The organism is Streptomyces sp. NBC_00083 (assembly GCF_026343295.1).
Taxonomy (GTDB): domain Bacteria; phylum Actinomycetota; class Actinomycetes; order Streptomycetales; family Streptomycetaceae; genus Streptomyces.
Genome location: NZ_JAPELY010000001.1, coordinates 254,284 through 278,030 on the forward strand (window position 1 = coordinate 254,284; position 23,747 = coordinate 278,030).

At 71.9% G+C, this 23,747-nt stretch carries 20 protein-coding genes; 13 read left to right on the forward strand and 7 right to left on the reverse strand.

Features of this window, described 5'->3' with window-relative positions; genetic code table 11:
* Positions 1–12 precede the first annotated feature (12 nt).
* Complete coding sequence (locus tag OOJ98_RS01175) at positions 13–774, forward strand: DeoR/GlpR family DNA-binding transcription regulator (protein ID WP_267052725.1); 762 nt, start codon at positions 13–15, stop codon at positions 772–774.
* Entirely contained in the window at positions 771–1,721 is a 951-nt protein-coding gene (pfkB, locus tag OOJ98_RS01180; protein ID WP_267052726.1) for a 1-phosphofructokinase, read from the forward strand. Before OOJ98_RS01175 ends, pfkB begins: the two co-directional genes overlap by 4 nt.
* 39 nt (positions 1,722–1,760) lie before the next feature.
* On the opposite strand, the gene OOJ98_RS01185 is transcribed toward pfkB, so the two are convergent.
* On the reverse strand, positions 1,761–2,003 hold the full coding sequence (locus OOJ98_RS01185; protein WP_267052727.1) for a hypothetical protein: 243 nt from the start codon (positions 2,001–2,003) through the stop codon (positions 1,761–1,763).
* Positions 2,004–2,165: 162 nt separating this feature from the next.
* On the opposite strand from OOJ98_RS01185, the gene OOJ98_RS01190 reads away from it, so the two are divergent.
* Positions 2,166–2,420: a hypothetical protein gene (locus OOJ98_RS01190; RefSeq protein WP_267052728.1), complete on the forward strand. Its 255-nt coding sequence runs from the start codon at positions 2,166–2,168 to the stop codon at positions 2,418–2,420.
* Positions 2,421–2,482: 62 nt separating this feature from the next.
* Here OOJ98_RS01190 and OOJ98_RS01195 read toward each other — a convergent pair whose 3' ends face one another.
* From OOJ98_RS01195 to OOJ98_RS01210, 4 genes are all read right to left on the reverse strand, one after another.
* On the reverse strand, positions 2,483–3,334 hold the full coding sequence (locus OOJ98_RS01195) for a DUF6227 family protein (RefSeq protein ID WP_267052729.1): 852 nt from the start codon (positions 3,332–3,334) through the stop codon (positions 2,483–2,485).
* Positions 3,335–3,491: 157 nt separating this feature from the next.
* Positions 3,492–4,790: an Ig-like domain-containing protein gene (locus OOJ98_RS01200; RefSeq protein WP_267052730.1), complete on the reverse strand. Its 1,299-nt coding sequence runs from the start codon at positions 4,788–4,790 to the stop codon at positions 3,492–3,494.
* A 112-nt stretch (positions 4,791–4,902) separates the two neighbouring features.
* Complete coding sequence (locus OOJ98_RS01205; RefSeq protein ID WP_267052731.1) at positions 4,903–5,949, reverse strand: P1 family peptidase; 1,047 nt, start codon at positions 5,947–5,949, stop codon at positions 4,903–4,905.
* 58 nt (positions 5,950–6,007) lie between these two features.
* Complete coding sequence (locus OOJ98_RS01210) at positions 6,008–6,595, reverse strand: histidine phosphatase family protein (RefSeq protein WP_267052732.1); 588 nt, start codon at positions 6,593–6,595, stop codon at positions 6,008–6,010.
* A 185-nt stretch (positions 6,596–6,780) separates the two neighbouring features.
* On the opposite strand from OOJ98_RS01210, the gene OOJ98_RS01215 reads away from it, so the two are divergent.
* The gene (locus tag OOJ98_RS01215) at positions 6,781–7,185 is read left to right on the forward strand and encodes a hypothetical protein (protein WP_267052733.1); all 405 of its coding nucleotides are present in this window, start codon (positions 6,781–6,783) and stop codon (positions 7,183–7,185) included.
* 22 nt (positions 7,186–7,207) lie between these two features.
* Here the strand turns inward: OOJ98_RS01215 and OOJ98_RS01220 are convergent, their stop codons facing one another.
* Complete coding sequence (locus tag OOJ98_RS01220; RefSeq protein ID WP_267052734.1) at positions 7,208–8,365, reverse strand: low temperature requirement protein A; 1,158 nt, start codon at positions 8,363–8,365, stop codon at positions 7,208–7,210.
* A gap of 29 nt (positions 8,366–8,394) precedes the next feature.
* Positions 8,395–9,054 (reverse strand): sirohydrochlorin chelatase, encoded by a 660-nt coding sequence (locus tag OOJ98_RS01225; RefSeq protein WP_267052735.1) that lies wholly within the window; start codon positions 9,052–9,054, stop codon positions 8,395–8,397.
* A 779-nt stretch (positions 9,055–9,833) separates the two neighbouring features.
* Between OOJ98_RS01225 and OOJ98_RS01230 the strand changes: the two genes are divergently transcribed.
* From OOJ98_RS01230 to OOJ98_RS01270, 9 genes are all read left to right on the forward strand, one after another.
* Entirely contained in the window at positions 9,834–10,580 is a 747-nt protein-coding gene (locus OOJ98_RS01230) for a DUF1838 family protein (RefSeq protein WP_267052736.1), read from the forward strand.
* Positions 10,581–10,717: 137 nt separating this feature from the next.
* Entirely contained in the window at positions 10,718–13,495 is a 2,778-nt protein-coding gene (nirB, locus tag OOJ98_RS01235) for a nitrite reductase large subunit NirB (RefSeq protein ID WP_267052737.1), read from the forward strand.
* Positions 13,496–13,685: 190 nt separating this feature from the next.
* Entirely contained in the window at positions 13,686–15,119 is a 1,434-nt protein-coding gene (locus OOJ98_RS01240; RefSeq protein WP_267052738.1) for a NarK family nitrate/nitrite MFS transporter, read from the forward strand.
* Between the two features lie 374 nt (positions 15,120–15,493).
* A complete protein-coding gene (pflB, locus tag OOJ98_RS01245) occupies positions 15,494–17,764 on the forward strand; it encodes a formate C-acetyltransferase (protein ID WP_267052739.1) in 2,271 nt (756 codons plus the stop codon).
* Between the two features lies 1 nt (position 17,765).
* On the forward strand, positions 17,766–18,608 hold the full coding sequence (pflA, locus tag OOJ98_RS01250) for a pyruvate formate-lyase-activating protein (RefSeq protein WP_267052740.1): 843 nt from the start codon (positions 17,766–17,768) through the stop codon (positions 18,606–18,608).
* A 385-nt stretch (positions 18,609–18,993) separates the two neighbouring features.
* Positions 18,994–20,055 (forward strand): MFS transporter, encoded by a 1,062-nt coding sequence (locus OOJ98_RS01255; RefSeq protein ID WP_267055458.1) that lies wholly within the window; start codon positions 18,994–18,996, stop codon positions 20,053–20,055.
* On the forward strand, positions 20,052–22,352 hold the full coding sequence (locus OOJ98_RS01260) for a molybdopterin oxidoreductase family protein (protein ID WP_267052741.1): 2,301 nt from the start codon (positions 20,052–20,054) through the stop codon (positions 22,350–22,352). Before OOJ98_RS01255 ends, OOJ98_RS01260 begins: the two co-directional genes overlap by 4 nt.
* Before the next feature lie 6 nt (positions 22,353–22,358).
* Positions 22,359–22,961: a 4Fe-4S dicluster domain-containing protein gene (locus OOJ98_RS01265; RefSeq protein ID WP_100574070.1), complete on the forward strand. Its 603-nt coding sequence runs from the start codon at positions 22,359–22,361 to the stop codon at positions 22,959–22,961.
* A complete protein-coding gene (locus OOJ98_RS01270) occupies positions 22,958–23,698 on the forward strand; it encodes a ubiquinol-cytochrome c reductase iron-sulfur subunit (RefSeq protein WP_267052742.1) in 741 nt (246 codons plus the stop codon). Before OOJ98_RS01265 ends, OOJ98_RS01270 begins: the two co-directional genes overlap by 4 nt.
* Positions 23,699–23,747: the final 49 nt, after the last annotated feature.

The window sequence follows — 23,747 nt, forward strand, 5'->3', positions numbered from 1 at the left end:
ACGTAATCAAACGTGTACGCACCGGAGCGGCAGCAGGAGATCCTACGGATCGCGCGGGAGAGCGGGCGTGTGGACGTGCTCTCGCTGGCCGAGACCTTCCAGGTCACCGCCGAGACCGTACGGCGTGATCTGAAGGCACTCGACCGGGCCGGGCTGGTCCGCCGGGTGCACGGGGGCGCCATCCCGGCCGGGCGGCTCGACTTCGAGCCCGACCTCGCCGAACGCGAGTCCACCGCCGCCGACGAGAAGAACCGCATCGCCCGCGCCGCCCTCGCCGAACTCCCCACCGAGGGCAGCGTCATCCTCGACGCCGGCTCGACCATCGCCCGGTTCGCCGCCGAGCTGCCCCTGGAGAGTGGGCTGACCCTCGTCACCCACGCCCTGCCCGTCGCCGCCCGGCTCGCCGACCACCCCGCCATCGACCTGCACCTCGTCGGCGGCCGCATCCGCCACCGCACCCGGGCCGCCGTGGACGCCTGGGCGCTGCGCGCCTACGGCGAGATCCGCGCCGACGTCCTCTTCCTCGGCGCCAACGGCTTCTGCGCCGCCCACGGCCTCACCACCCCCGACCTCGCCGAGTCCGCCGTCAAGCGCGCCGCGATCGGCGCCGCCCGCCGGGTCGTGCTGCTCGCCGACTCCACCAAGCACGGCCAGGAACACTTCGCCCGCTTCGCCGACATGGCCGACGTGGACGTCCTGATCACCGACACCGGGCTCGCCCCCGAGGACGCCGCCGTCATCGAGGCGGCCGGCACGTCCGTGGTCACCGTATGAACATCCTGACCGTCACGCCCAACCCCAGCCTCGACCGCACCTACGAGGTGCCCGGTCTGCGCCGCGGCGCGGTGCTGCGCGCCACCGGCGAGCGCGTCGACCCGGGCGGCAAGGGCGTCAACGTCTCGCGGGCCGTCGCCGCCGCCGGGCACCGCACCCTCGCCGTGCTGCCGCTCGGCGGTGCCCCCGGCGCGCTCGTCGCCGAACTGCTCGCCGCCGAGGGCATCGAGGTCGCCGTCGTCCCCGTCGCCGGGCGCACCCGCTCCAACATCGCGGTCGTCGAACCCGACGGATCCCTGACGAAGATCAACGCACCGGGGCCCGAACTGAGCGCGGCGGAGAGCGAGTTGCTCCTCGCCGCGGTGCGCGAGCACTCCGTGGGCGCCGACTGGATCGCCTGCTGCGGCAGCCTGCCGCCCGGCCTCGCACCCCGGTGGTACGCCGACCTCGTCGTCCGCGCCCACGAGGCCGGAGCCCGCGTCGCCCTCGACACCTCGGGGCCCGCCCTGATGGCCGCGCTGCGTGAACGCCCCGACGTGGTCAAGCCCAACGCCGAGGAGCTGGCCCGCGCCGTAGGCCGCCCCCTCGCCACCGTCGGAGACGCGGTCGAAGCCGCCGAGGAGATGCGGCAGTCGGGGGCGGGCGCCGTCCTCGCGAGCCTGGGCGCGGACGGCCAGCTCCTGGTCTGCGCGGCGGGCACCTACTTCGCCTGCGCGCCCGTCGACGCCGTACGCAGCAGTGTCGGGGCCGGTGACGCCTCGCTCGCCGGGTTCCTCACGGCGGGCGGCGAAGGCCCCCGGGCGCTCGCCGCGGCCGTCGCGCACGGCGCCGCCGCCGTCCGTCTCCCCGGCAGTGTGCTGCCGGTCCCCGCCGACCTCGCCCCGTCGAGGGTCACGGTCACCGAAGCGGTGCCGCTGGAGCGGCCGTTGCGGGAACCGGCGTCCTGACCGCGGTGCCCCGCCGCGGGGAGTCCGCCCGCGCGGGGCTCAGCGCGTCAGGCGGTTGCCCGGCCCGTCCGGCCCCGGGTAGTCGGGGTCGTCCTCGCCGCTCGGCAGCGGACGGTGCCCCTCCGACCAGTCGTTGGTCCAGCCGCACACCCCGCACGCGTACCGGCCGTCGAGCCCCGCCACACGGGTGCCGCACTTACGGCAGTCCGCCTCGGTGATCTCCGGTGTGAACACGGGCTCGGGCTCGGGCAGCGGTTCCAGTTCCGGCGGCCATGGACTCATGCCAGGGAGCGTACCGGGAGGGCGGCGGGGCGTTCCCGGGCCGTCGCCACCGCCCTCTTACGCCGGGCGTCTTCGGCCGTCATGACGTGACATGTACCACTTGGGGACCAAAGTCCCTGCACCCCCTGCCGTACGGCCCGGCGGTGTTGTCTACTGGGTCGCGTGGCTCAGAACATCACGATCATTCAGCAGATAGGCCTCTCCGTCCTCGCTGCGGCGAGTGTCGCCTGGGTCGTCGGACTGGTTCGCGTGCTGCGCCGGGAGCGCGCCGACCGGGCGGAGTGGCACGCCATGCGCTCGCTGCGGGCGGTGGGCCGGCAGGCCGGGCCGCCCGCGCAGGAGGCGGTGACCCTCACCGAGGCCGAGCACGCCGCCTTCGCGGGCCTGATGCGCCAGCTGGACCCCCGCCGCCCCTGACCGTGCGTACGGTCCGCGGACGAGGTGGCCCGGCGGGGTCGTGAGCGACCCGCGCCAGGGCCTCAACTCACGCGCGCGCGGCGCTCCATGGCGGTTCTGGCCGCCTGCTCGCTGCCGTACACCTCGCACATGTGGCGGCCGTCCGGCGTCGCCGTGTGCTCGACCTCCCACAGGCTCAGCTCGCTGCCGTCGAGCAGCAGGAACGCGTGCTCGTACAGCGTGAACGCGGCGTCCTGGCCGGCCGGACGGCAGTGGCTGCCGAACGCCTGGCTGATCCAGTGCGCGTGGGCCGCCCGCAGCCGCAGCGCGGTGCGATGGCCCGGCCGGTCCCGGTTCTCGGCCCGGCGCAGCAGCCGCCGCGCGTGGTCCGCGGAGTCGTCGGGCGCGTACGGGTGGAGGAGCCCGCCGCGCGGGGTGCCGCGCCGGGGCTCCACGAGGGCGTCGGGGCCGAGCCCCGCCTCCCAGCAGTCCTCGAAGTGGCCGAGGGCGTCGAGGCTCTCGACCTCCCTCGGCGCGGTCCGTTCGTCGTCGGCGCCGGCCGGTCCGTCCGGCGGGAGGTGCCTGCGGCGCAGCCGTGCGGCGGCGATGCGGGCCTCCTCCTCGGCCGGGTACACCTCGTGCGCGTACTCGCGCCCGTCGTGGTGGGCGACCTCCCACAGGGTGACGGTGGTGCCGTCCAGGAGCAGATAGCAGTGCCGGTAGGTCTCGCGGCTCAGGCGGTGCCCGGCGGCCGAGGTGTGCAGGGACGAGTGGAGCGAAGTGGTGTGCGCCATCGCGGAGTCGAGGCGCTCGACGAGCTCGTCCGGCAGGTCGAAGGAGTTCAGGGCCCGCCCGAGCAGTGCGGCCAGTTGGTCCTGGGCCGATTCTTCACCGGGGCCGCGCTCGCCGTCGAGCGGGTGGGGCACATGGAGCACCAAGGCTTCTCCTGGCCGTCGCTGTTGGTCACGTAGAAGGTGCTCAACGTAGCCCCTGAGGGCCGATCGCGCAGCGGGCATGGCCGAAACTTTTCCGGCCGGCAACCCACATTCGGGTTACCGGCCGGTGAAGTTCGTTCTGTGGAACGGGAGTTGGTCAGCCGACGCTGTCCGCCGTCCACTGCGCCCACGACAGGTTCCAGCCGTTGAGGCCGTTGTCCGGGGAGATGGTCTTGTCGGGCGAGCCCTTCACGACGACGACGTCACCGATGAGGCTGTGGTCGAACATCCACTTGGCCGAGGTGTCGCCCGCGGCACCCTTCACGTCCCGCATGCCGACACAGCCGTGGCTGGTGCCCTCGTTGCCGAACACCGAGGGGTCGCCCCAGTAGTTGCCGTGGATGAAGGTGCCGGAGGTGGACAGGCGCATCGCGTGCGGCACGTCCTTGATGTCGTACTCGCCGCCGAAGCCCACGCTGTCGCCGTTCATCCGGGTCTGCGTGAACTTCTCCGAGATCACCATCTGCCCGTTGTACGTGGGGTGCGCGGCGCTGCCGGTCGAGACGGGGATCGTCTTGATGGTCCTGCCGTCCTGCTGGACGGTCATCTCCTGCGTCTTCACGTCCACCGTCGAGACCTGGTTGCGGCCGATGGTGAAGGAGACGTCCTTCTTCTGTACGCCGTAGATGCCCTTGGAGCCCTCGACCTTGTCCAGGTCGATCTTCATCGTCACCTTGGACCCGGCCTTCCAGTACTCCTCGGGACGGAAGTCCAGGCGGGTCGAGTTGAACCAGTGCCCGACGACCTGCTGGCCGCTGCTGCTGGTGACCGTGATGTGGGAGAGGACGTCCTTCTTGTTGGTGATCGCCTTGTTGAAGGTGAAGGACACCGGCATGCCGACGCCGACCGTGGAGCCGTCGTCGGGGGTGTAGGTGCCGATGAAGCTGTCCTTCGCCGAGACGGTCGTGAACTGCGAGTTCTCCGTCGCCGGGCGGCCCTTGTCGTCCTTGCCGTTCGCGGTGATCTTGTACTGGGTGCCGCGCTCGACCTTGCCGGTCGGCTTCCAGGAGAGCCCGTCGGCGGCGAGCTGGCCGGCCACGGCCTTGCCGCCCTGCGCCTCGGTCATCGTCACGTCGGAGAGCTTGCCGCCGTCCGCCTTGACGGTGACGTCGTTGATGGAGGCGTTGGTGGACCCGTCCTTGGCCGAGATGGTGATCTTCAGCGTGGAGGCGTCCTTGGCGGCCGCGGCGTCCGAGCCCTTGCCGGTCTTGCCGTCGTCGCTGGCCTTGGCGTCGCCGCCGCAGGCGGTCAGCGCGAGCGCGCCGACCAGCAGGCCGGCCGCGCCCGCGACCAGCCGGACACGACGCCGGGCGTGCGGACGCGCGGTGCGCGGGGTGCTGAACTGCTGAGGCTGCGCTGCGTTGTCCGACGCGGGCGGTGTCACGGGCTGCTCCATGTCTGCGTGATGGACTGCGAATTGAATCCAGTACGGGCATAGAGCACCCAAATGGGCGTAGTGGTTGCGAGAGCGGAATGTGACGGCGGTCACAGTCGACGCTGTGTGCGTCTCAACTCCCGTACAGATCCCTATAAGAGGGGAATGTCCCCCCTGATGAGCCGTGCCCGTCGATGGTTTCGGCCGTGCGCACGCCCCGCACGATCGCCCGCGCCACGACGTCCGCCCCGGCGGCCAGGACGTGGTTCAGCTCCTCGGGTCCGAGCGGGCCGGGCCCGGCGCCACCGTCCGGCCGGTGCGTGCCCGTTGCCAGGGCGAACACCGTGTCCCCGTCGTGCATCAGATGGACGGGGCGGATCGCGCGGGCCAGCCCGTCGTGCGCGGTCCCGGCGAGCTTCTGCGCCTGCGGCCGGCTGAGCGGCGCGTCGGTGGCGACGACGGCGAGCGTGGTGTTGAGCGGCGGAAGGCCCATGCGCTCGCGGGAGCGCGCGATCCGCTCCTGCGCCGCCGCGTGGACGCCGGGGTCGGGGATGCGCAACGGGCCCGCCCCGTACTCCCCGTACAGCACTCCGGTGTACGGGTCGACCGGTGAGCCCACGGCGTTGACGACGGCGAGCGCCGCCACGGTGACCCCCGAGGCGAGCCGGATGCTCGCGGTGCCGACACCGCCCTTGATCCCGCCGACAACGGCGCCGGTCCCGGCCCCGACATTGCCCTCGCCGACCTCGGGACCTGCGGCCCCGGCGGCCTCGGCGGCGGCCCGCCCCACCGAGGCGTCGGGCCGGGCCCGCCAGTCACCGCCCCGTCCCAGGTCGAACACGCAGGCCGCGGGCACGACCGGCACCACCTGATGCGGCTCGGGGCCCACCCGCACCCCGCGCCCCTGCTCCTCAAGCCAGGCCATGACCCCGGCCGCCGCGTCGAGCCCGTACGCGCTGCCGCCGGTCAGGACCACGGCGTCGATGCGCTCGACGACGTTCCTCGGATCGAGCGCGTCGGTCTCCCGCGTGCCGGGCCCGCCCCCGCGCACCTCGACCGCGGCGACGGCCCCGCCGGACGGCGCGAGCACCACGGTGACCCCGCTCAGCGCACCCGCCCCGGCCACTTGGGCATGCCCCACTCGGACGCCGGGGACATCGGTGAGGGAGTCGGTGGTCATGGGGGCATGCCTACCACGGGGTGGGGCGCCTGTGTGCCGCACCGGAACCGCGCCGGCCTTACGGGACGTTCCACGCGGCGAGGACCGGCTGGTCGGCCTCCGTGGTGAGGACGCTCAGGGTGCCCGGGTGGGGGTGGCCCAGAAGGCGGCTCTCGGACGGGGGGAGGCCCAGCCAGCGGACGGTGAGGACGCGGGCCAGGTGGCCGTGGGCCACTACGGCCACGTCGCCCTCGGTCAGGAGCGGGCGGATGCGGGCCAGGGCGGCGTCGGTGCGGGCGGCGACCCGGGCGAGCTGCTCGCCGGGGTGGTCTGCGTCGCCCGGGATCACTCCGTCGCGCCACAGGTCCCAGCCCGGCCGCGTCGCGCGGATCTGCTCGGCGGACCGGCCCTCGTAGCCGCCGTAGTCCCACTCCAGCAGGTCGGGGTCGGGCTGGGCGCCGGTCAGCCCGGCCAGCTCCGCCGTCCGCAGGGCGCGGCTCAACGGGCTGCTGAACACGGCCACCAGCCGGCGCCCCGCCAGCCTCGGAGCGAGCGCACGGGCCGCGGCCTCGCCCGCCGCGGTCAGCGGCACATCGGTCCGGCCCGCGTGCTGCCCCGTCAGGCTCCACTCGGTCTGGCCGTGTCTGATCACCATGAGTTCACCCATGGCGGGGGACGTTGGTGAGCGTTGAGCCGGCTCCTCAAGGGCGGATGTGCGCAGGCGAGTTGGGACGGGCGGTCGATGTCAGTGGCGGATGCCAGTCTGGTTCCGGCGTCACCCCGAGCGGGGGAGACGGCTGAGCCTGGGCCGACGCTGCGTGTCGTCGACCACTGTCCTACCGGAAGGCCGCCATGAGCTGGGACGTGCTGCTGCTCCACCTGCCCGAGGGCTTCACCTCCGTCCAAGAGCTGCCCGACAGCTTCACCCCGCCCGCACTCGGCACACGGCACGACGTCCTCGCGGCGCTGGGCGAGGCTGTTCCCGAGGCCGACCTGTCCGATCCGGCCTGGGGTGAAATCGAGGGCCCCACCTGGTCCATGGACCTCAACATCGGCGAGGGCGAACCCGTGGACACGGCCATGCTGCACATCTACGGTTCCGGCGACGACGTGCTCGTCCTGGTCCTCCGGATCGCTCGGGCCCTTCGCTGCAAGGCCCTGGACATCTCCACGGGACGCCTGCTCAGCGGCCCCGACGTGGCGGGGTGGCACACGTTCCAGGCGTATCGCGACCGGGTGGCCGGCGGTGCCGGCTGAGCCGGCGGGTGCGGCGCGCCGGTCAGGGCGCCGGTGCCGGCTCGGGGTGGTGGCGGTTCAGGGTCCAGCCGATCGCCACCGTTGCCGCTGCCACCGCGCCGGCCAGGGGGACCGCCGTGTGGCCCGCGAACGTGCAGGCGAGGATGGCCAACGTCGCGACCGGCAGCACCAGTTGCTGTGCCTTGCCGCGTTTGAAGTGGCGGGAGTGCAGGAGCCAGACCGTCAGGAGGAACAGGGCCGCCGGGACCGTCACGGCGGAAGCCGCCGCGTTCGCCGAGATGTGGGCCTTGCCCACGGTCTGCTCGATCGCCACCTCCATGCCCGCGCCGATCGCCGCCGCCGCGGCCAGGACCACGTAGTGGCCGTAACCCCACACGAACGCCTGGCGGTTGGAGGTCAGGTGGTCGTGGATCGGGGCCGCGAAATAGATCCACCAGGCGGCGAACACGATGAGCAGGCCGCCCGCCGCGAGGGGCAGGAGGTCACCCAGCTCGTCGTGCTCGTCCAGGGCCTCCTGTACGGCGATGGTCGCCGCCGACACCGTCTCGCCGAGCACGATCAGCGTGAACAGGCCGTACCGCTCGGCGATGTGGTGCGGGTGCCAGGTGGTGGTGTGGACGCGTTCGGCGACCATCGGTACGGACAGCTCGGCGAGGGCGAGCAGCGGGAAGAGCCAGGACCGGGCCGCGCCGGGCACGAACAGCATGACCACCCAGCCGATCTGGCACACCACGAGCCCGGCCGCGTACCGCAGGCACATCGTGCGTTCGGCCCGGTCCTCGCAGGACATCCCGGCCCGCAGCCATTGGCTGGTCAGCGCGAGCCGCATCACGATGTAGCCGATGACGGCGAGCGTGAAGTCGTTGTCGAACGCGCGCGGTACGCCTGCCGCGAGGATCAGTACGCCGGTGATCTGGACCAGGGTCACCACGCGGTACAGGGCGTCGTCGGTGTCGTACGCCGAGGCGAACCACGTGAAGTTCATCCACGCCCACCAGATGGCGAAGAAGACGACCGCGTATCCGGCGAGGCCCGAGCCCACGTGGCCCTCCGCGAGGGAGTGGACGAGCCGGGCGCCGCCCTGGGCGACGGCGACGACGAAGCACAGGTCGAAGAAGAGCTCCAGCGGGGTGGAGGCGCGGTGGCCCTCGTGGCGGCTGCGTGCGGTCATGCGTGGCATGCGCACAGCACACCAGACGGGGCGGGGCGCTAGGCGGCCAACACCTCGGGCCGCACCGATTCGTACCGGTTCAGCACAAGGCGTGCGATGAGGGGGTGATCGGCGATCGGTGCCGATACGGCGTGCACGCCCGGGGTCGCTTCGAGTGCGCGGGTGAAGCGGCCCGGGGCCAGGAGGTGCGTGGCGATCGTGATCCGCCGGAAGCCGGCGCGGCGGAGCGCTTCGACGCGGTCGGGGACGGTGGGGCGTGCGGCGGAGCAGTAGGCGTCGACGACGGGGAGGTCGGGGTGGGTCCGGCTCAACTCCCTCGCCACGGCGCGGGTTCCGTCGATGCCGCCGGGACGGGTGGAGCCGGCGCCCGCCACGACGATCGCGTCGCCGGGGCCGCCGGCCGCCACGAGCCGCTCGTGCACGGCACGCGCCACGTCCGGCTCGCCGGCCAGCCCTTCGGTGAGGGTGCAGTGGTGGCGCCGGGTGAGCGCGGGGATGTCCACGGTGCGGTGGTAGCCGTTGCCGAGGAGGAGGGGGACGACGGTGGCGCCGGGGTGCCTCGCGAGGACGTCCGCGAGGGAGGGGCACTGGGCGTCGAGGTGCCCGACCAGGGCGGGGCGGTCCAGCCGCTGCACGAGGCGGGCGATCGTCCGGCCCGTGCCGGGGGCGGGGCTGCCGTGTACGGCGAGCACGAGCATGTGGGGCCTTCCGGTGCGGGGCCGTTCCCTGGCCGGGTGGGTGCCGGGGTGGTGTCGTGGCACCCCGGCGTCTTCACGCTAGCGCGGGGGGTGGTGTGCGGGGCTCGGCGAAAGCCCCCTGGTGGGGGGACGTTGGGCTCCCCTGTCCGGTGGGGGCGCGGTGGGGGCCGGCCCCGGGGGGTTTGCCCCGCCCCGCCCCTTCCCGAAACCCTCCGGGGGCGGGAGTTGGGCTGAGGTCCAGGCTCCTGGGGCTCCGCCCCAGACCCCGTTCGCGCCTGAAGGGCGCTCGTCCTCAAACTCCCCCAAGGCCTTAAGGGCCAGGGGGGACCCCCATGACGGGCTGAAGATGCTCATGCTGGCCGGCACCGATCCCGCCAGGGGCGCGGGGGAGTGCATGCCGCCCGGCATCGAGTAGTCAGGGGCGCGGGGCTGTGCCGTTTGCGCGGCTCCGCCGCGGTGGGCGCGCGGGGTTGGCGCCGGGTGCGCTACCAGGGGCGCGGGGAACTGCGCGAGGAGCGAGCACGGTCCGCAGGCGGCCGACGTTTCAGGGGCGCGGGGCTGTGCCGTTTGCGCGGCTCCGCCGCGGTGGGCGCGAGGGGTTGGCGCCGGGTGCCCTACCAGGGGCGCGGGGAACTGCGCGAGGAGCGAGCACGGTCCGCAGGTGACCGACGTTTCAGGGGCGCGGGGAACTGCGCGAGATCCGGGTACGGTTCGCGGACGACCGGCGCCGCCGGGGGCGTGGGGTTTCGCCCTCCCGGGGCGGCGCGCAGAGTAAGGGGATGACCGCGCACCCTTACTCGCTCCGCGACCTCGCCCGCACCCGCGCCTCCCTCGACGGCGACGAGGTGACCTACTGGTGGTCCGGCGACGTCTACTCCTGGGCCCCCGACGAGCCCTACCAGCGCCTCTTCGGCTTCGAGGGCGTCAACGTCGCCCGCCTCGTCCCCGACGAGGACGCCGGTCCGGACGCGTACCAGCTCCTCACCCGCGAGGCCGCCTTCTACCTCGACCCCGTCACCCGCCGCATCCTCGACAGCTGGCAGGACCTGCCCGTCGTGCACATCTGGAACGACCCGGCCAACCAGCGCTGGCGCCCCTTCCCCGTGCCCACCACCGAACTCGGCGGCCAGGTCTGCTTCAGCCTGGAGATCCCGCTCGCCTACCCCTCGCCCCTGCCGGTCGCCCAGTACCCGCTGCACTCCGCCGGCGACACGTACAAGGCCCTCGAACTGTTCCAGTTCTTCGCCGACCGCGTCGACCTCGCGGGCCCCGCGCCCAGCGTGCCGGCCACCATGTCGTGGACCCGGATGGCGCCCTGGCTGCCCTGGATGGCGCGCGGCCAGCGCCCCGGCGGGCTCACCTACCACTGCCGGGGCCGCAAGCTCGCCGCGCACGCCGAGGTCCCCGAGCGCACCCGCGCCCACATCGCCGACCACCACCCCGAGTTCGCGCACGCGCCCGAGAAGTGGAGCGAGCCCAACGAGACCAGCTGGACCTACTTCCGCAAGCTCAACCCGCCCGCGTAACCGGTACCGCACGGGACGGACTGCCCGGCCCCCGAGGGCCGCACGACCCTGGTGAGCAGGGCTTTTTCGGGAGCCGTGGCGTACGCGCCCGGTCTAGCTTCGAAGGAGAGACCCCTCCCGAGTTCCGGAGCGAAGCCATGGTGCAGCCCCAGCCCGCGCAGAACCTCGTGCTGATCGGTCACGGCATGGTCGGCCACCGGCTCCTCGAAGCCCTCGCCGAGCGGGGCGCCCTGGACGCGCCGGGCACCTCCGGTGCGCCCCGCTGGCGCGTCACCGTGATCGCCGAAGAGGACATCCCCGCCTACGACCGCGTCCACCTCTCCTCCGCCTTCACGGGCGCCACGCAGCAGCAACTGTCGCTCTGTGATGCCGAGTTCATCGACAGGTACGGCATCGATCTGCGGCTCGGCGACCCCGCCGAGGCCATCGACCCCGCCGGCCGCACGGTCACCACCACCTCCGGCGCCGTCGTCCCCTACGACGCGCTCGTGCTCGCCACCGGCTCGTACCCCTTCGTGCCGCCCATCCCCGGCGCCGACGCCACCGGCTGCTTCACCTACCGCACCCTGTACGACGTCGAGCAGCTCACCCGGTACGCCGGTGAGGGTGCCCGCCGGGGTGTCGTCATCGGCGGCGGGCTGCTGGGCCTTGAGGCCGCGGGGGCGCTGCGCACGCTCGGCCTCACCACGCATGTCGTCGAGTTCGCGCCGCGCCTCATGCCCCTCCAGGTCGACGACGGCGGCGCCGCCGCCCTGCGGGCCACCATCGAGTCCATGGGCGTCACCGTGCACACCGGCGTCGGCGCCCACGAGGTCGAGCTCGACGAGGCCGGCCGGGTGCGCGAGCTGCGGCTCAGCGACGGGCGCCGCATCGAGACCGACGTCGTGGTGTTCTCCGCCGGGGTGCGCCCCCGCGACCGGCTCGCCCGTGAGTGCGGGCTCGCCGTGGGTGACCGGGGCGGCGTGGCCGTCGACGCGTACTGCCGCACCACCGACCCGTACGTCTACGCCGTCGGCGAGTGCGCCCAGACCGTCGACGGCCGGGTGTACGGCCTGGTCGCGCCCGGCTATCAGATGGCCGAGACGGTCGCCGAGCGCCTCACGGGCGGCTCCGGCCCCACCTTCACCGGCGCCGACACCTCCACCAGGCTGAAGCTGATGGGCGCCGACGTCGCCTCGTTCGGCGACCCCTTCGCCGCCTCCGACACCGGCGCCGTCGAGGTGCTCTTCTCCGATGCGCGCGAGGGCGTCTACAAGAAGCTGCTGCTCGGCCCCGACGGGCGGCTCCTCGGCGGCATCCTGGTCGGCGACGCCGGAGCGTACGGCTCGCTGAAGCCCCACACCGGGCGCCAACTGCCGGGCCCCGCCGAGGTGTTCGTCGCCCCGTCGGGCGGCGAGGCGCCCGGCGCCGACGCGCTGCCCGACGAGGCCGTCGTCTGCTCCTGCCACAACGTCACCAAGGCCCAGGTCCGCGACGCCGTCGCCGAGCACGGGCTGACCGACGTCGCCGGCGTCAAGCGGTGCACCAAGGCCGGCACCGGATGCGGCGGATGCGTCGGCTCGCTGCAAGCGGTGCTCGACGTCGAACTCGCGTCCTCGGGTGTCACCAAGCCGCGCGGGCTCTGTGAACACTTCGCCCTGTCCCGCGCCGAGATCTATGCCGTCGTCAAGGCTCAACACATCGTCAGCTTCGCCGAGTTGATTGAGCGTCACGGTCTCGGCGGGGACGGCTGCGCCGTCTGCAAGCCCGTCGTCGGCAATGTGCTGGCCACGCTCGCCCCCGAGCTGGGCATCGGACACGTCCTCGACGGCGAGCAGGCCACCCTCCAGGACTCCAACGACCTCTTCCTCGCCAACCTCCAGAAGGACGGCACGTACTCCGTCGTCCCGCGCGTGCCCGGCGGTGAGGTCACCCCCGAGCAGGTCATCGCGGTCGGCGAGGTCGCCCGCGACTACGGCCTCTACACCAAGATCACCGGCGCCCAGCGCATCGGCCTGTTCGGCGCCCGCGCCGATCAGCTCCCCGACATCTGGCGCCGCCTCGGCGCGGCAGGCTTCGAGTCGGGGCAGGCGTACGGAAAGTCTCTGCGCGCCGTCAAGTCCTGTGTGGGCGCCCGGTTCTGCCGCTTCGGGCAGGGCGACTCGATCCGGCTCGCCATCGACCTGGAGCTGCGCTACCGGGGGCTGCGCACCCCGCACAAGTTCAAGGGCGGCGTCTCCGGCTGTCTGCGCGAGTGCGCCGAGGCGCGCGGCAAGGACATCGGCGTCATCGCCACGGCCGGCGGCTGGAACCTGTACGTCTGCGGCAACGGCGGAGCCCGCCCCCGCCACGCCGACCTGCTCGCCTCCGACCTCTCCACCGCCGAGCTGTTCAGGACCGTCGACCGGTTCCTCATGTACTACGTGCGCACCGCCGAACGCCTGGAGCGCACCGCCGCCTGGATCGAGCGCATCGACGGCGGCCTCGGCCACCTCAAGGACGTCCTCCTGGAGGACTCCCTCGGCATCTGCGCCGAGCTCGAAGCGCAGATGGAGCGGCATGTGGCCGCCTACCGCGACGAGTGGGGCGCCGTCCTCGCCGACCCCGCCGCCCTCGACCGCTTCGGCCACGTCGACTTCGGCGCCCACGACGCCCTGGAACCCGGCCGGGGCCGCCCCGCCAGACTCCCCGACGGCGGCGAGGCCGCGCTCTTCAAGTCCCGTACGGGGGAGGTGTACGCGGTGTCCAACCGCGATCCGTTCTCCGGCGCCGACGTCATCGCGGGCGGCATCATGGGCAGTCGCGACGGGGTGCCCGTCGTCGCCTCGCCCCTGCACAAGCAGGAGTTCGACCTGCGCACCGGGCAGTGCCTCGACGACCCGGACGTCAGCCTCCCCGTCCTCGACCTCGCCGACCTCCCCGCGACCCGGTTCTAGACCCCGGCCTCGCTTCTCCCGGCCCCCTCCGCCCTCCGCCCCCTGCGGGCCGGGGGCGGAGGGGGCCGTACGGCAGGCAGGGGCGGGTCCTAGGGCCGCCCGCACTCATGGCGTTCGCCTCTCACCGCCACCCCCGCCCCAGGCGCACCGTGGATATGTCAGGACTCGTCTCAACCCCCTGGGAAGCACCATGAGTTCCGCGCTCCAGCCGTCCGCCCGGCACGACACCGGCCCCGTCGCCGCCGACGTCTCCTACGATCCGGAGAACTACCGCCCCGGCCGCACCATCACCGCGTGGGAGCCGGAGAACGAGGTGTTCTGGCGCTCGGTCGGCCGGAAGGTCGCCACCCGGAACCTGTGGATCGCCGTCCCCGCCCTGCTCGTCGCCTTCGTGGTGTGGCAGGTCTGGTCGGTCACCGCGACCAACCTCAAGGACGTCGGATTCTCCTTCTCCACCTCGCAGCTGTTCTGGCTCACCGCGATCCCGGGCCTCACCGGCGGCACGGCCCGCATCCTCTACACCTTCCTCGGCCCGATGATCGGCCAGCGCCGCTTCACCGCGCTCTCCACGGTGATCCTGATCGTGCCGCTGATCTGGCTCGGCATCGCCATCCAGAACACCTCGACCCCGTACGGCGTCATGGTGATCATCGCCGCGCTGTGCGGCATCGGCGGCGCCAACTTCGCGTCCTCGCTCGCCAACATCGGCTTCTTCTTCCCGAAGAAGGAGAAGGGCAACGCGACCGGCATCAACGGCGGCCTCGGCAACCTCGGCGTCTCCGTGGTCCAGCTCCTGACCCCGATCGTCATCACCTTCTCGACCATCGCGATCGGCACCGCCCAGCACAAGAAGGACGGCACCCCGGTCTACCTGCAGAACGCCGCGTTCCTGTGGGTCCCGGTGCTCATCGTGCTCGCCCTGATCGCCTGGTTCGGCCAGAACGACCTGAAGGTCGCCTCCACTCCGTTCAGCCGCCAGAAGGTGATCTTCCAGCGCAAGCACAACTGGCTGATGACCTGGCTGTACGTCGGCACCTTCGGCTCCTTCATCGGCTTCGCCGCCGCCCTGCCGCTGCTGATCAAGACGACGTTCCCGGCCTACTCCGTCGCCACCTACGCCTGGATGGGTCCGGCGCTCGGCGCGCTGGCCCGCTGGGCCGGCGGCTGGATCGCCGACAAGCTCGGCGGCGCGAGGGTCACGATCATCTCGTTCGTCGGCATGGCGGTCTCGATCATCGGTGTCATCAACTTCCTTCCCACGGGCGGGGGTTCGGGCAACTTCTTCGGCTTCTTCGGCTGCTTCCTCGCCGCGTTCTTCTTCTCCGGAGTGGGCAACGGCTCGACCTTCCGGCAGATCCCGGTGATCTTCCGCAACCAGCACCTCAAGGGGCTGGAGGAGGGAACCCCGGAGTACGCGAAGGCGCTGAAGCAGGCCGAGATGGAGGCGGGCGCCGTCACCGGCTTCACCTCCGCGATCGCCGCGTACGGCTTCTTCTTCATCCCGGCGATGTTCGCCAACTTCGCCGTCACCAGCGCCATGTGGGGCTTCGTGGCCTTCTACGTCAGCTGCATCGTGGTCGCCTGGTGGTACTACGCCCGCAAGGGCGCGGAGGCGCCCAGCTAGGCCGCGCACGTTCCGGAACAAGGGCCCGCACAGAGACTGTGCGGGCCTTCGTCGTAGGCCGCCTTCCGGGGGCCCTTTCCGGGAGTTCCCGTCCGGGCATGGTGAGCTCCGCTCGGAAATTCTTGTGAATGCATTCACAAGCGAACCAGGGGCCAAGGTCCCGAATGAAAGCGCAGGTCAGGATGGCTGTCAAGGAATTCCCCGACCCGAGAAGGGGGCCTTGGTCCCGGATCTGGTGACCTATGCCGCCGCAATCGATCGATCAAAAGGAGTGCAATGGAGGCAGCCGGAGGGCGACCGCGAAAACTCGTGAAGAAGCCCCGCCCGCCGGTGCAGGACGTACCAGTCGAAGGCGATTCGGAAGGGTGCCCGCCATGACCGCGACCCCCGCAGAGGCGACGAAGAACCGCGAGGCCTGGGACGGCTTCAAGGGCGGAATGTGGCGCGACGCCATCGACGTCCGCGACTTCGTCCAGCAGAACTACACCCCCTACGAGGGCGACGCCGGCTTCCTCGCCGGGCCCACCCCGCGCACCACCGCCCTGTGGGACAAGCTCCTGTCGATGTTCCCCCAGGAGATCGAGCAGGGCATCTACGACGTGGACGTGACGACCCCGTCCCGCATCGACGCCTTCAAGCCCGGCTACATCGACGGCACCCCCGCCGGCCACAGCGACCTCATCGTCGGCCTCCAGACCGACGCCCCGCTGAAGCGGTCGATCATGCCCAACGGCGGCTGGCGCATGGTCGAGAACGCCCTCAACGCCTACGGCTACGAGGCCGACCCCGGCGTCCGCGACGTCTACACCCACCTCCGCAAGACCCACAACGAGGGCGTCTTCGACGCGTACACCCCCGAGATCCGGGCCTGCCGCTCCTCCGGCATCATCACCGGCCTCCCCGACGCCTACGGGCGCGGCCGCATCATCGGCGACTACCGCCGCGTCGCCCTCTACGGCGTCGACCGGCTCATCGCCGCCAAGGAGGCCGACAAGGCCCGCCTCGGCGAGGACTGGGCCACCGAGACGGTCATCCGTGGCCGCGAGGAAGTCTCCGAGCAGATCAAGGCCCTCAACGAGCTCAAGGCCATGGCCCTCTCGTACGGCTACGACATCTCCGGCCCCGCCACCACGGGCCGCGAGGCCGTCCAGTGGCTGTACTTCGCCTACCTCGCCGCCGTGAAGGAGCAGAACGGCGCCGCGATGTCGATCGGCCGCATCGACAACTTCCTCGACATCTACCTCCAGCGCGACATCGAGGCCGGCCTCATCACCGAGGAGCGGGCGCAGGAGTTCATCGACGACTTCGTCATCAAGCTCCGCATCGTCCGCTTCCTGCGCACCCCCGAATACAACACGCTGTACTCCGGCGACCCCACCTGGGTCACCTGGTCCATGGCCGGCATCGGCGAGGACGGCCGCCCCCTGGTCTCGCGCACCACGTTCCGCGCCCTTCAGACCCTGTACAACCTCGGCCCCGCACCCGAGCCCAACCTCACCGTCTTCTGGGACGCCCAACTCCCCTCTGGCTTCCGGGACTTCGCGTCGAAGGTCGCCATCGACAGTTCGGCGATCCAGTTCGAGTCGGACGCCCTGATGCGCCCCAAGTACGGCGACGACACCGCCATCGCGTGCTGTGTCTCGGCGATGGCCGTCGGCAAGCAGATGCAGTTCTTCGGCGCCCGCGTCAACGTCGCCAAGGCGCTGCTGTACGCGATCAACGGCGGCCGCGACGAGAAGAGCGGCAAGCTCGTCGTCGAGGGGTTCACGCCCATCGAGGGCGAGTACCTCGACTACGAGACGGTGTCGCGGCAGTACGACGCGATGCTGGACTGGCTGGCCAGGACGTATGTCCACGCGCTCAACGTCATCCACTACATGCACGACAAGTACGCCTACGAGCGCATCGAGATGGCCCTGCACGACCAGGACATCCTGCGCACCATGGCGTTCGGCATCGCGGGGCTCTCGGTCGCCGCCGACTCGCTGTCCGCGATCAAGCACGCCAAGGTCAAGGTCGTACGCGACGAGACCGGCCTCGCCGTCGACTACGAGATCGAGGGCGACTACCCGGCCTACGGCAACAACGACGACCGCGCCGACGCGCTCGCCACCCGGATCGTGCACGACTTCATGGAGAAGGTCCGCAAGAACCCCACCTACCGGGGCGCCGTCCACACCCAGTCGGTGCTGACCATCACGTCGAACGTCGTCTACGGCCAGAAGACCGGCAACACCCCCGACGGCCGCCGCGCCGGCCTGCCGTTCGCGCCGGGCGCCAACCCCATGAACGGCCGCGACGAGCACGGCTACATCGCCTCCGCGCTCTCCGTCGCCAAGCTGCCCTACGACGACGCCGAGGACGGCATCTCGCTCACCAACACCATCACCCCCGACGCGCTCGGCCGCACCCCGCAGGAACGCGTCGACAACCTGTCCGGTGTGCTCGACGGGTTCATGGCGAACAACGGCTTCCACATGAACGTGAACGTCCTGGACAAGGCGACCCTGGAAGACGCCATGCGGCACCCGGAGAACTACCCCCAGCTGACCATCCGGGTCTCGGGCTACGCGGTGAACTTCGTCCGCCTCAGCCGCGAGCAGCAGCTGGATGTGATCAACCGGACGTTCCACGAGGGGCTCTGAGATGGCCGTCCTGCTCAGCCCCGAGATCCCCGTCGGCCGGCCCGCCCGCGCCGACGGGGGCGAGGGTGCCGCCCTGCCCGCCAGCACGCCGGCCGGCGCCGCCACCCGGCGGCCGATCGCCGGTTCGGTGCACTCCTGGGACCTGTCGACCGGGGTCGACGGGCCGGGCACGCGCTTCGTCACGTTCCTCTCTGGCTGCCCCCTGACCTGCCTGTACTGCCACAACCCCGACACCTGGCGGATGCGCGACGGCAGGCGCACCACCGCGGACGAGGTGGTGGCCGAGGCCGCGAAGTACACGGCGTTCATCCGGGCGGCGGGCGGCGGCGCCACCGTCAGCGGCGGCGAACCCCTGCTCCAGCCCGTCTTCGCCGGTGAACTCCTCCACCGCTACAAGCACGAACTCGGGCTGCACACCGCCCTGGACACCTCCGGGTTCCTCGGCGCGCGGGCCACCGACGCGCTGCTGCGCGACGTCGACCTGGTGCTGCTCGACATCAAGTCGTGGGACCGCGACACGTACCAGGAGGTCACGGGCCGGCCGCTGCGGCCGACCCTGGACTTCGCGCACCGCCTCGCGGACCTGGGCAAGGAGGTCCACGTCCGCTTCGTCCTGGTGCCGGGCCTGACCGACGACCCCGCGAACGTCGAGGGCGTGGCCTCCTTCGCCGCGTCCCTCGGCAACGTGTCCCGGGTGGACGTCCTGCCCTTCCACAAGCTGGGCGAGGCCAAGTGGGAGTCGCTGGGCAGGACCTTCACCCTGCACGACACCCCGTCACCGGGGGCCGGGCAACTGGCCGCGGCACGAGAGGTGTTCGCGGCGTACGGCCTGAACGCGGTCTGACCGACGGCGGACACCCCGAAGTGCCGGGCCCGCGCCGGGCCCGACCGCCAGCAGGAGGTTCACCGGGGGACGGGCCCGGGATGCGGTGGCGCCCGATCGTGCGGCGGGATGCCGAGCCTCCGGTCGATGCGCGTCGCTGTACTCGTGTCCCGCTCCACGCCGCACCCGGGCGCCACGCCGGACCCCGGCACCACGCCGGCCGGGCCCGCGTTCTGCGGGGGCCGCTCGGCGCGCTCCCGCACGGAGGGAATGCGTCGGGGTACATCGGGCGACTCACCCTGTTGATCCCTAAAACGAGTGGTTCGGACCGGAACATCCCTAACGTGAGGGGGTGACCGAGCCACCCGCACCCCCCGCAGCCGCGCCGGACGCCGCCTCGACGGCCGTGGTGCCACCGACGGCGCCGGTTCCCGCGCCCGCCCGAGGCTCCGTGGCGCTGCGCGCGACGCTGGCCGGGGTGGTCGTCTCCGTGCTGCTCGTCCTGGCCATCGTCTTCGGCAGCCGGCTGCTCCGGGACTTCGACTCCGCGCTCCTTCCGTACGCGGTCGCCACCGTCTTCCTGGCCTTCGGTGTCGCCTACCGCTACACCGTGTGGATCTCCTCTCCCGGTGCGCGCCGCCTCTTCAAGCAGGGCTGGCGCAGCCTGTTCTCGGCCGCCAACTTCCGCAAGGCACCCACCGCCCTGCCGAAGATGATCGCCACCTACCTCGGATTCCAGAAGTTCCTCGGCGCCCGCTCGCACGCCCGCTGGGCCGCCCACCAGCTGATCTTCTGGGGCTGCATCCTGGCCGCAGCGATCACGTTCCCGTTGACCTGGGGCTGGTTCACCTTCACCTCGGCGTCCGGCTCGGGCCCCGGGTACGAGATGCGGATCTGGGGGTTCAAGATCCTCGGCTTCGACGCCCTGAGCGTGGTCGGCTGGCTGATGTTCCACGGCCTGGACATCGCCGCCGTCCTGGTCATCCCCGGCGCCTCGTACTTCCTGTGGCGCCGCATGAAGGACCGCGGGGCCATCACGGGCCAGCGCTTCGGCTACGACCTCGTCCCGCTGATCGCGCTGATCGTCATCTCCGTGACCGGGCTCCTCCTGACCTTCTCGTCGATCTTCCTGCACGGCGGCGGCTACGAGTTCCTCGCCGTGCTGCACATGGTCTCGGTGGTGTTCACGCTCATCTACATCCCGTTCGGGAAGTTCTTCCACATCGTGCAGCGGCCGGCCGCCGTCGGCATGCAGCTCTTCAAGTACACCTCCCGCCAGGACGAGCAGGTCTTCCCGTGCAAGCGCTGCGGCGAGCCGGTCGACACGGCCCCGTACGTCGAGAACCTGCGCGGCACCATGCGCGACCTGAAGCTCGACTTCGACGCCTGGGCCGAGTACTGCCCGCGCTGCAAGCGGGTGCTGCGCGGCACCGCCTACCTCAGCCACGTCAAGAAGGGCTTCAAGTGAGCAGTCCGCACATTCCGCTCGACCCTTCGATCGCGCCGCCCGGCACCCGCAACTTCCGCGACGCGGGCGGCATCCCGGCCGACCAGTGGCACGCCGACCAGAACGGCGAGACCCTCGTGCCCACCCACTGCTGCTTCTGCGGGGTGCAGTGCGGCATGTATCTGCGGGTCGACCGCGCGGGCAAGGTGTTCGGCGTCGAGCCCCGCAACCACGACATCAACCGGATGCGCCTGTGCCCCAAGGGCATCAACGCCTATCAGCAGGTCAACCACCCCGACCGGCTGACCGCGCCGCTGATGCGCCGCTCCCGCGACGAGCCGTTCCGCGAGGTGTCCTGGGACGAGGCGCTCGACTTCACCGTCTCCGAGGTGCGCCGCATCCAGGGCGCCCACGGCAATGACGCCTTCGGTCTGCTCGGCGGGGCGAGCCTGTTCTCCGAGAAGACGTACCTGGTCGGCAAGTTCGGCCGGGTCGCACTCAGGACGCGGCACGTCGACTACAACGGCCGGCTCTGCATGGTCTCCGCCGCCGGCGCCAACAAGCTGGCCTTCGGCATCGACCGGGCGGGCAACCCGTTCTCCGACATCCTGCTCACCGACTGCCTCCTGATCGCCGGGTCCAACGTGGGGGAGTGCTTCCCCGTGATGACCCAGTACCTGTGGGGCGCCCGGGACCGGGGCGCGACGCTCATCGTGATCGACCCGCGCGAGACGGCCATCGCGCGCACCGCCGACATCCACGTCGCCCTCAAGCCCGGCACGGACGCTGCCTTCTTCAACGCTGTACTGCACGTCGTCATCCGGGAGAACCTCGTCGACAAGGAGTTCGTCGCCGAGCACACCACCGGCTGGGACGAGGTGCGCGACGCCGTCGCCGAGTGCACGCCCGAGTGGGCGGGCGACATCTGCGGGGTCCCGGCCTCGCAGATCGTCCAGGTCGCGCGGGCCTTCGCGGGCGCGGGCCGGGCGATGGCCTGGCACGCGCGGGGCATCGAGCACCATTCGCAGGGCGTCGAGAACTGCCTGACCGTCATCAACCTGTGCACGGCCACCGGCAACCTCGGCAAGCCCGGCGCCGGCTACGGCACCATCACCGGCCAGGGCAACGGACAGGGCGGCCGCGAGCACGGACAGAAGTCCGACCTGCTGCCCGGCGGGCGCTCCATCTCCAACCCGGAACACCGCCGGCAGATCTGCGAGATCTGGGGCATCGAGGAGAGCGAACTCCCGCCCGCGGGAACCTCGATGATGGAAATGGTCTGGCAGATGCAGCGCCAGGAGATCCGCGGCCTCATCGGCATCTGCAACAACCCGTTCGTCTCCCTCCCCAACTACGCGACGGTGAAGTCGGGTTACGACTCGCTGGAATTCCACGCCCAATTCGACTTCTTCCTCTCCGAGACCGCGACCAACGCGCACGTGGTCTTCCCCGTGACCACCTGGGCCGAGGACGAGGGCGTGATGGCCAACGCCGAGGCGCGGGTGGTCAAGCACAACAAGGCGCAGGAGCCGCCGCCGGGCGTCCGCACCGACACCTGGGTGATGTGTGAACTCGCCAAGCGCCTGGGTGTGGGCGACAAGTTCAGCTATCCGGGCTCGCGCGAGGTGTTCGAGGAGCTGCGGATCGCGTCGGCCGGAACCGTCAACGACTACTACGGCATCACCTACGAACGCCTGGAGGAGACCGGCGGCATCGCGTGGCCCTGCCCCTCCACCGACCACCCGGGCACGCCCCGCCTGTTCGAGGGCGGCACGACCGCGCACCCGGACGGCAAGGTCCACATGCAGGTCGTCGAGTGGCATCCGCCGATGGACCCGTACGACGAGGACCATCCGATGTCGCTGACCACGGGCCGTACCGTGGCGCACTTCCTGTCCGGCAACCAGACCCGCCGGCTCGGCGCGCTCGTCGAGCAGACGCCGCGCCCGTGGGTGGAGGTCCACCCCTCGCACGGCTTCCGCAACGGCGACCCGGTGCGGGTGGTGACCCGGCGCGGCAGCGAGGTCTTCCCCGCCCTGGTCACCGAGGCCATCCGCCCGGACACGGTGTTCATCCCGTACCACTGGCCGGTCCCCACGGCCGCCAACGCGCTCACCATCGACGCCCTCGACCCCCGTTCGAAGATCCCCGAGTACAAGGTGTGCGCCTGCCGGATCGAGGCCGCCGACCGGATCGACGAGGTGCCGGCGCCGCCGACCGCCCCGGGCCACACGGCGTATCCGGCCACGCAGGTCTCGCGCACCGACCCCCTGCCCCCCACGTCCCCGCAGGGCCGTGGCACCGCGGAGAGGAGCTGACGCCCCATGATGGGCAGAACGATCTTCATCGACCCGGGGCGCTGCATCGGCTGCCAGGCCTGTGTCTCCGCCTGCCGCGAGTGCGACTCGCACCGCGGCAAGTCCATGATCCATCTCGACTATCCCGACGAAGGTCACTCCGTCGCCTCCCTTCCCACCGTCTGCATGCACTGCGAGGACCCGGTCGCACCCTGCGCCGAGGTGTGTCCCGCCGACGCGATCCTGGTGACCGCGGACGGCGTGGTGCAGCAGGCCGACACGACCCGCTGCATCGGCTGCGCGAACTGCGTCAACGCCTGCCCCTTCGGCGTACCGAAGATCGACCTCCAGGCGAAGCTGCAGATGAAGTGCAACCTCTGCTACGACCGCACCGCCTACGGTCTCGCCCCCATGTGCGCCACGGTCTGCCCGACCGGCGCGCTGTTCTACGGGACCGTCGAGGAGCTGCGCGCCGAACGCCCCGGTGTCCAGGTCGCCGACTCCTTCACGTTCGGCGATGTCGTCGTCTCCACCGGTGTCGCGATGGTCGTGCCCGCCGACAAGGTCCAGTGGCCGGTGCCCGGCGGGCTCCCGATCGTCGAGGTCAACGGGAAGGACGTCACCCGATGAGCGTCACCGACCAGTCGCCGGCCGCCCCCGACCCCGCCGCGGACCCCGCCGCGGACCCCGCCCAGGCCGCCCTCCACGACCGCATCGCCGCCGACTCCCTCACCACCCGCCGCGACTACCTCCGCATCGTCGCCACCGTCTCGGGCGGTCTCGCGGTGGGCGGCCTCGCGGTCGCCGGGGGAGTGCTGCACCGCCACGGCGACAGCGACGGCCCGCCCGACCCCAAGCGCGTCGCCCCCGTGCTCGCTCCCGGAGAGTCCGTCGCTTTCCGCTTCCCCGACGAGGACGACCGGGCCGTAGCCGTCCGCCTCAAGGACGGCACCCTCGTCGGCTACTCCGCGGTCTGTACGCATCTGGCCTGCGGGGTGCTGTGGCGCGCGGACCGCGGCGCCGAGGGCGAGCTGTACTGCCCCTGCCACGAGGGTGTCTTCGACGCCCGCACCGGCGAGGTCACCGCGGGACCGCCGCCGCGACCGCTGCCCAAGGTGCTCCTCGTGGAGGAGGCCGACGGCAGTGTCTGGGCGGTGGCCACGGCGCGCTCCGGCGAGAGCACCAAGGACGCCATGTGCCGCGAGTTCGCCGGCAAGCGACCCGAGCTGGCCGGCCGCCTGGGCTGCCCCGCAGCCGACGCCAGGGCGGCGGCCGATGCGGCGGCCGATGCGAGGGGCGCTGCCGGTGCCGGTGCTGGTGCCGGGGTCGCCGGTGCCGGGGCGGCCGAGAGGAGCGAGCGGACATGAGCGCCGAAGACCGTGGCCACTCCGGGCCCGACGACCACGCGTACCCGGC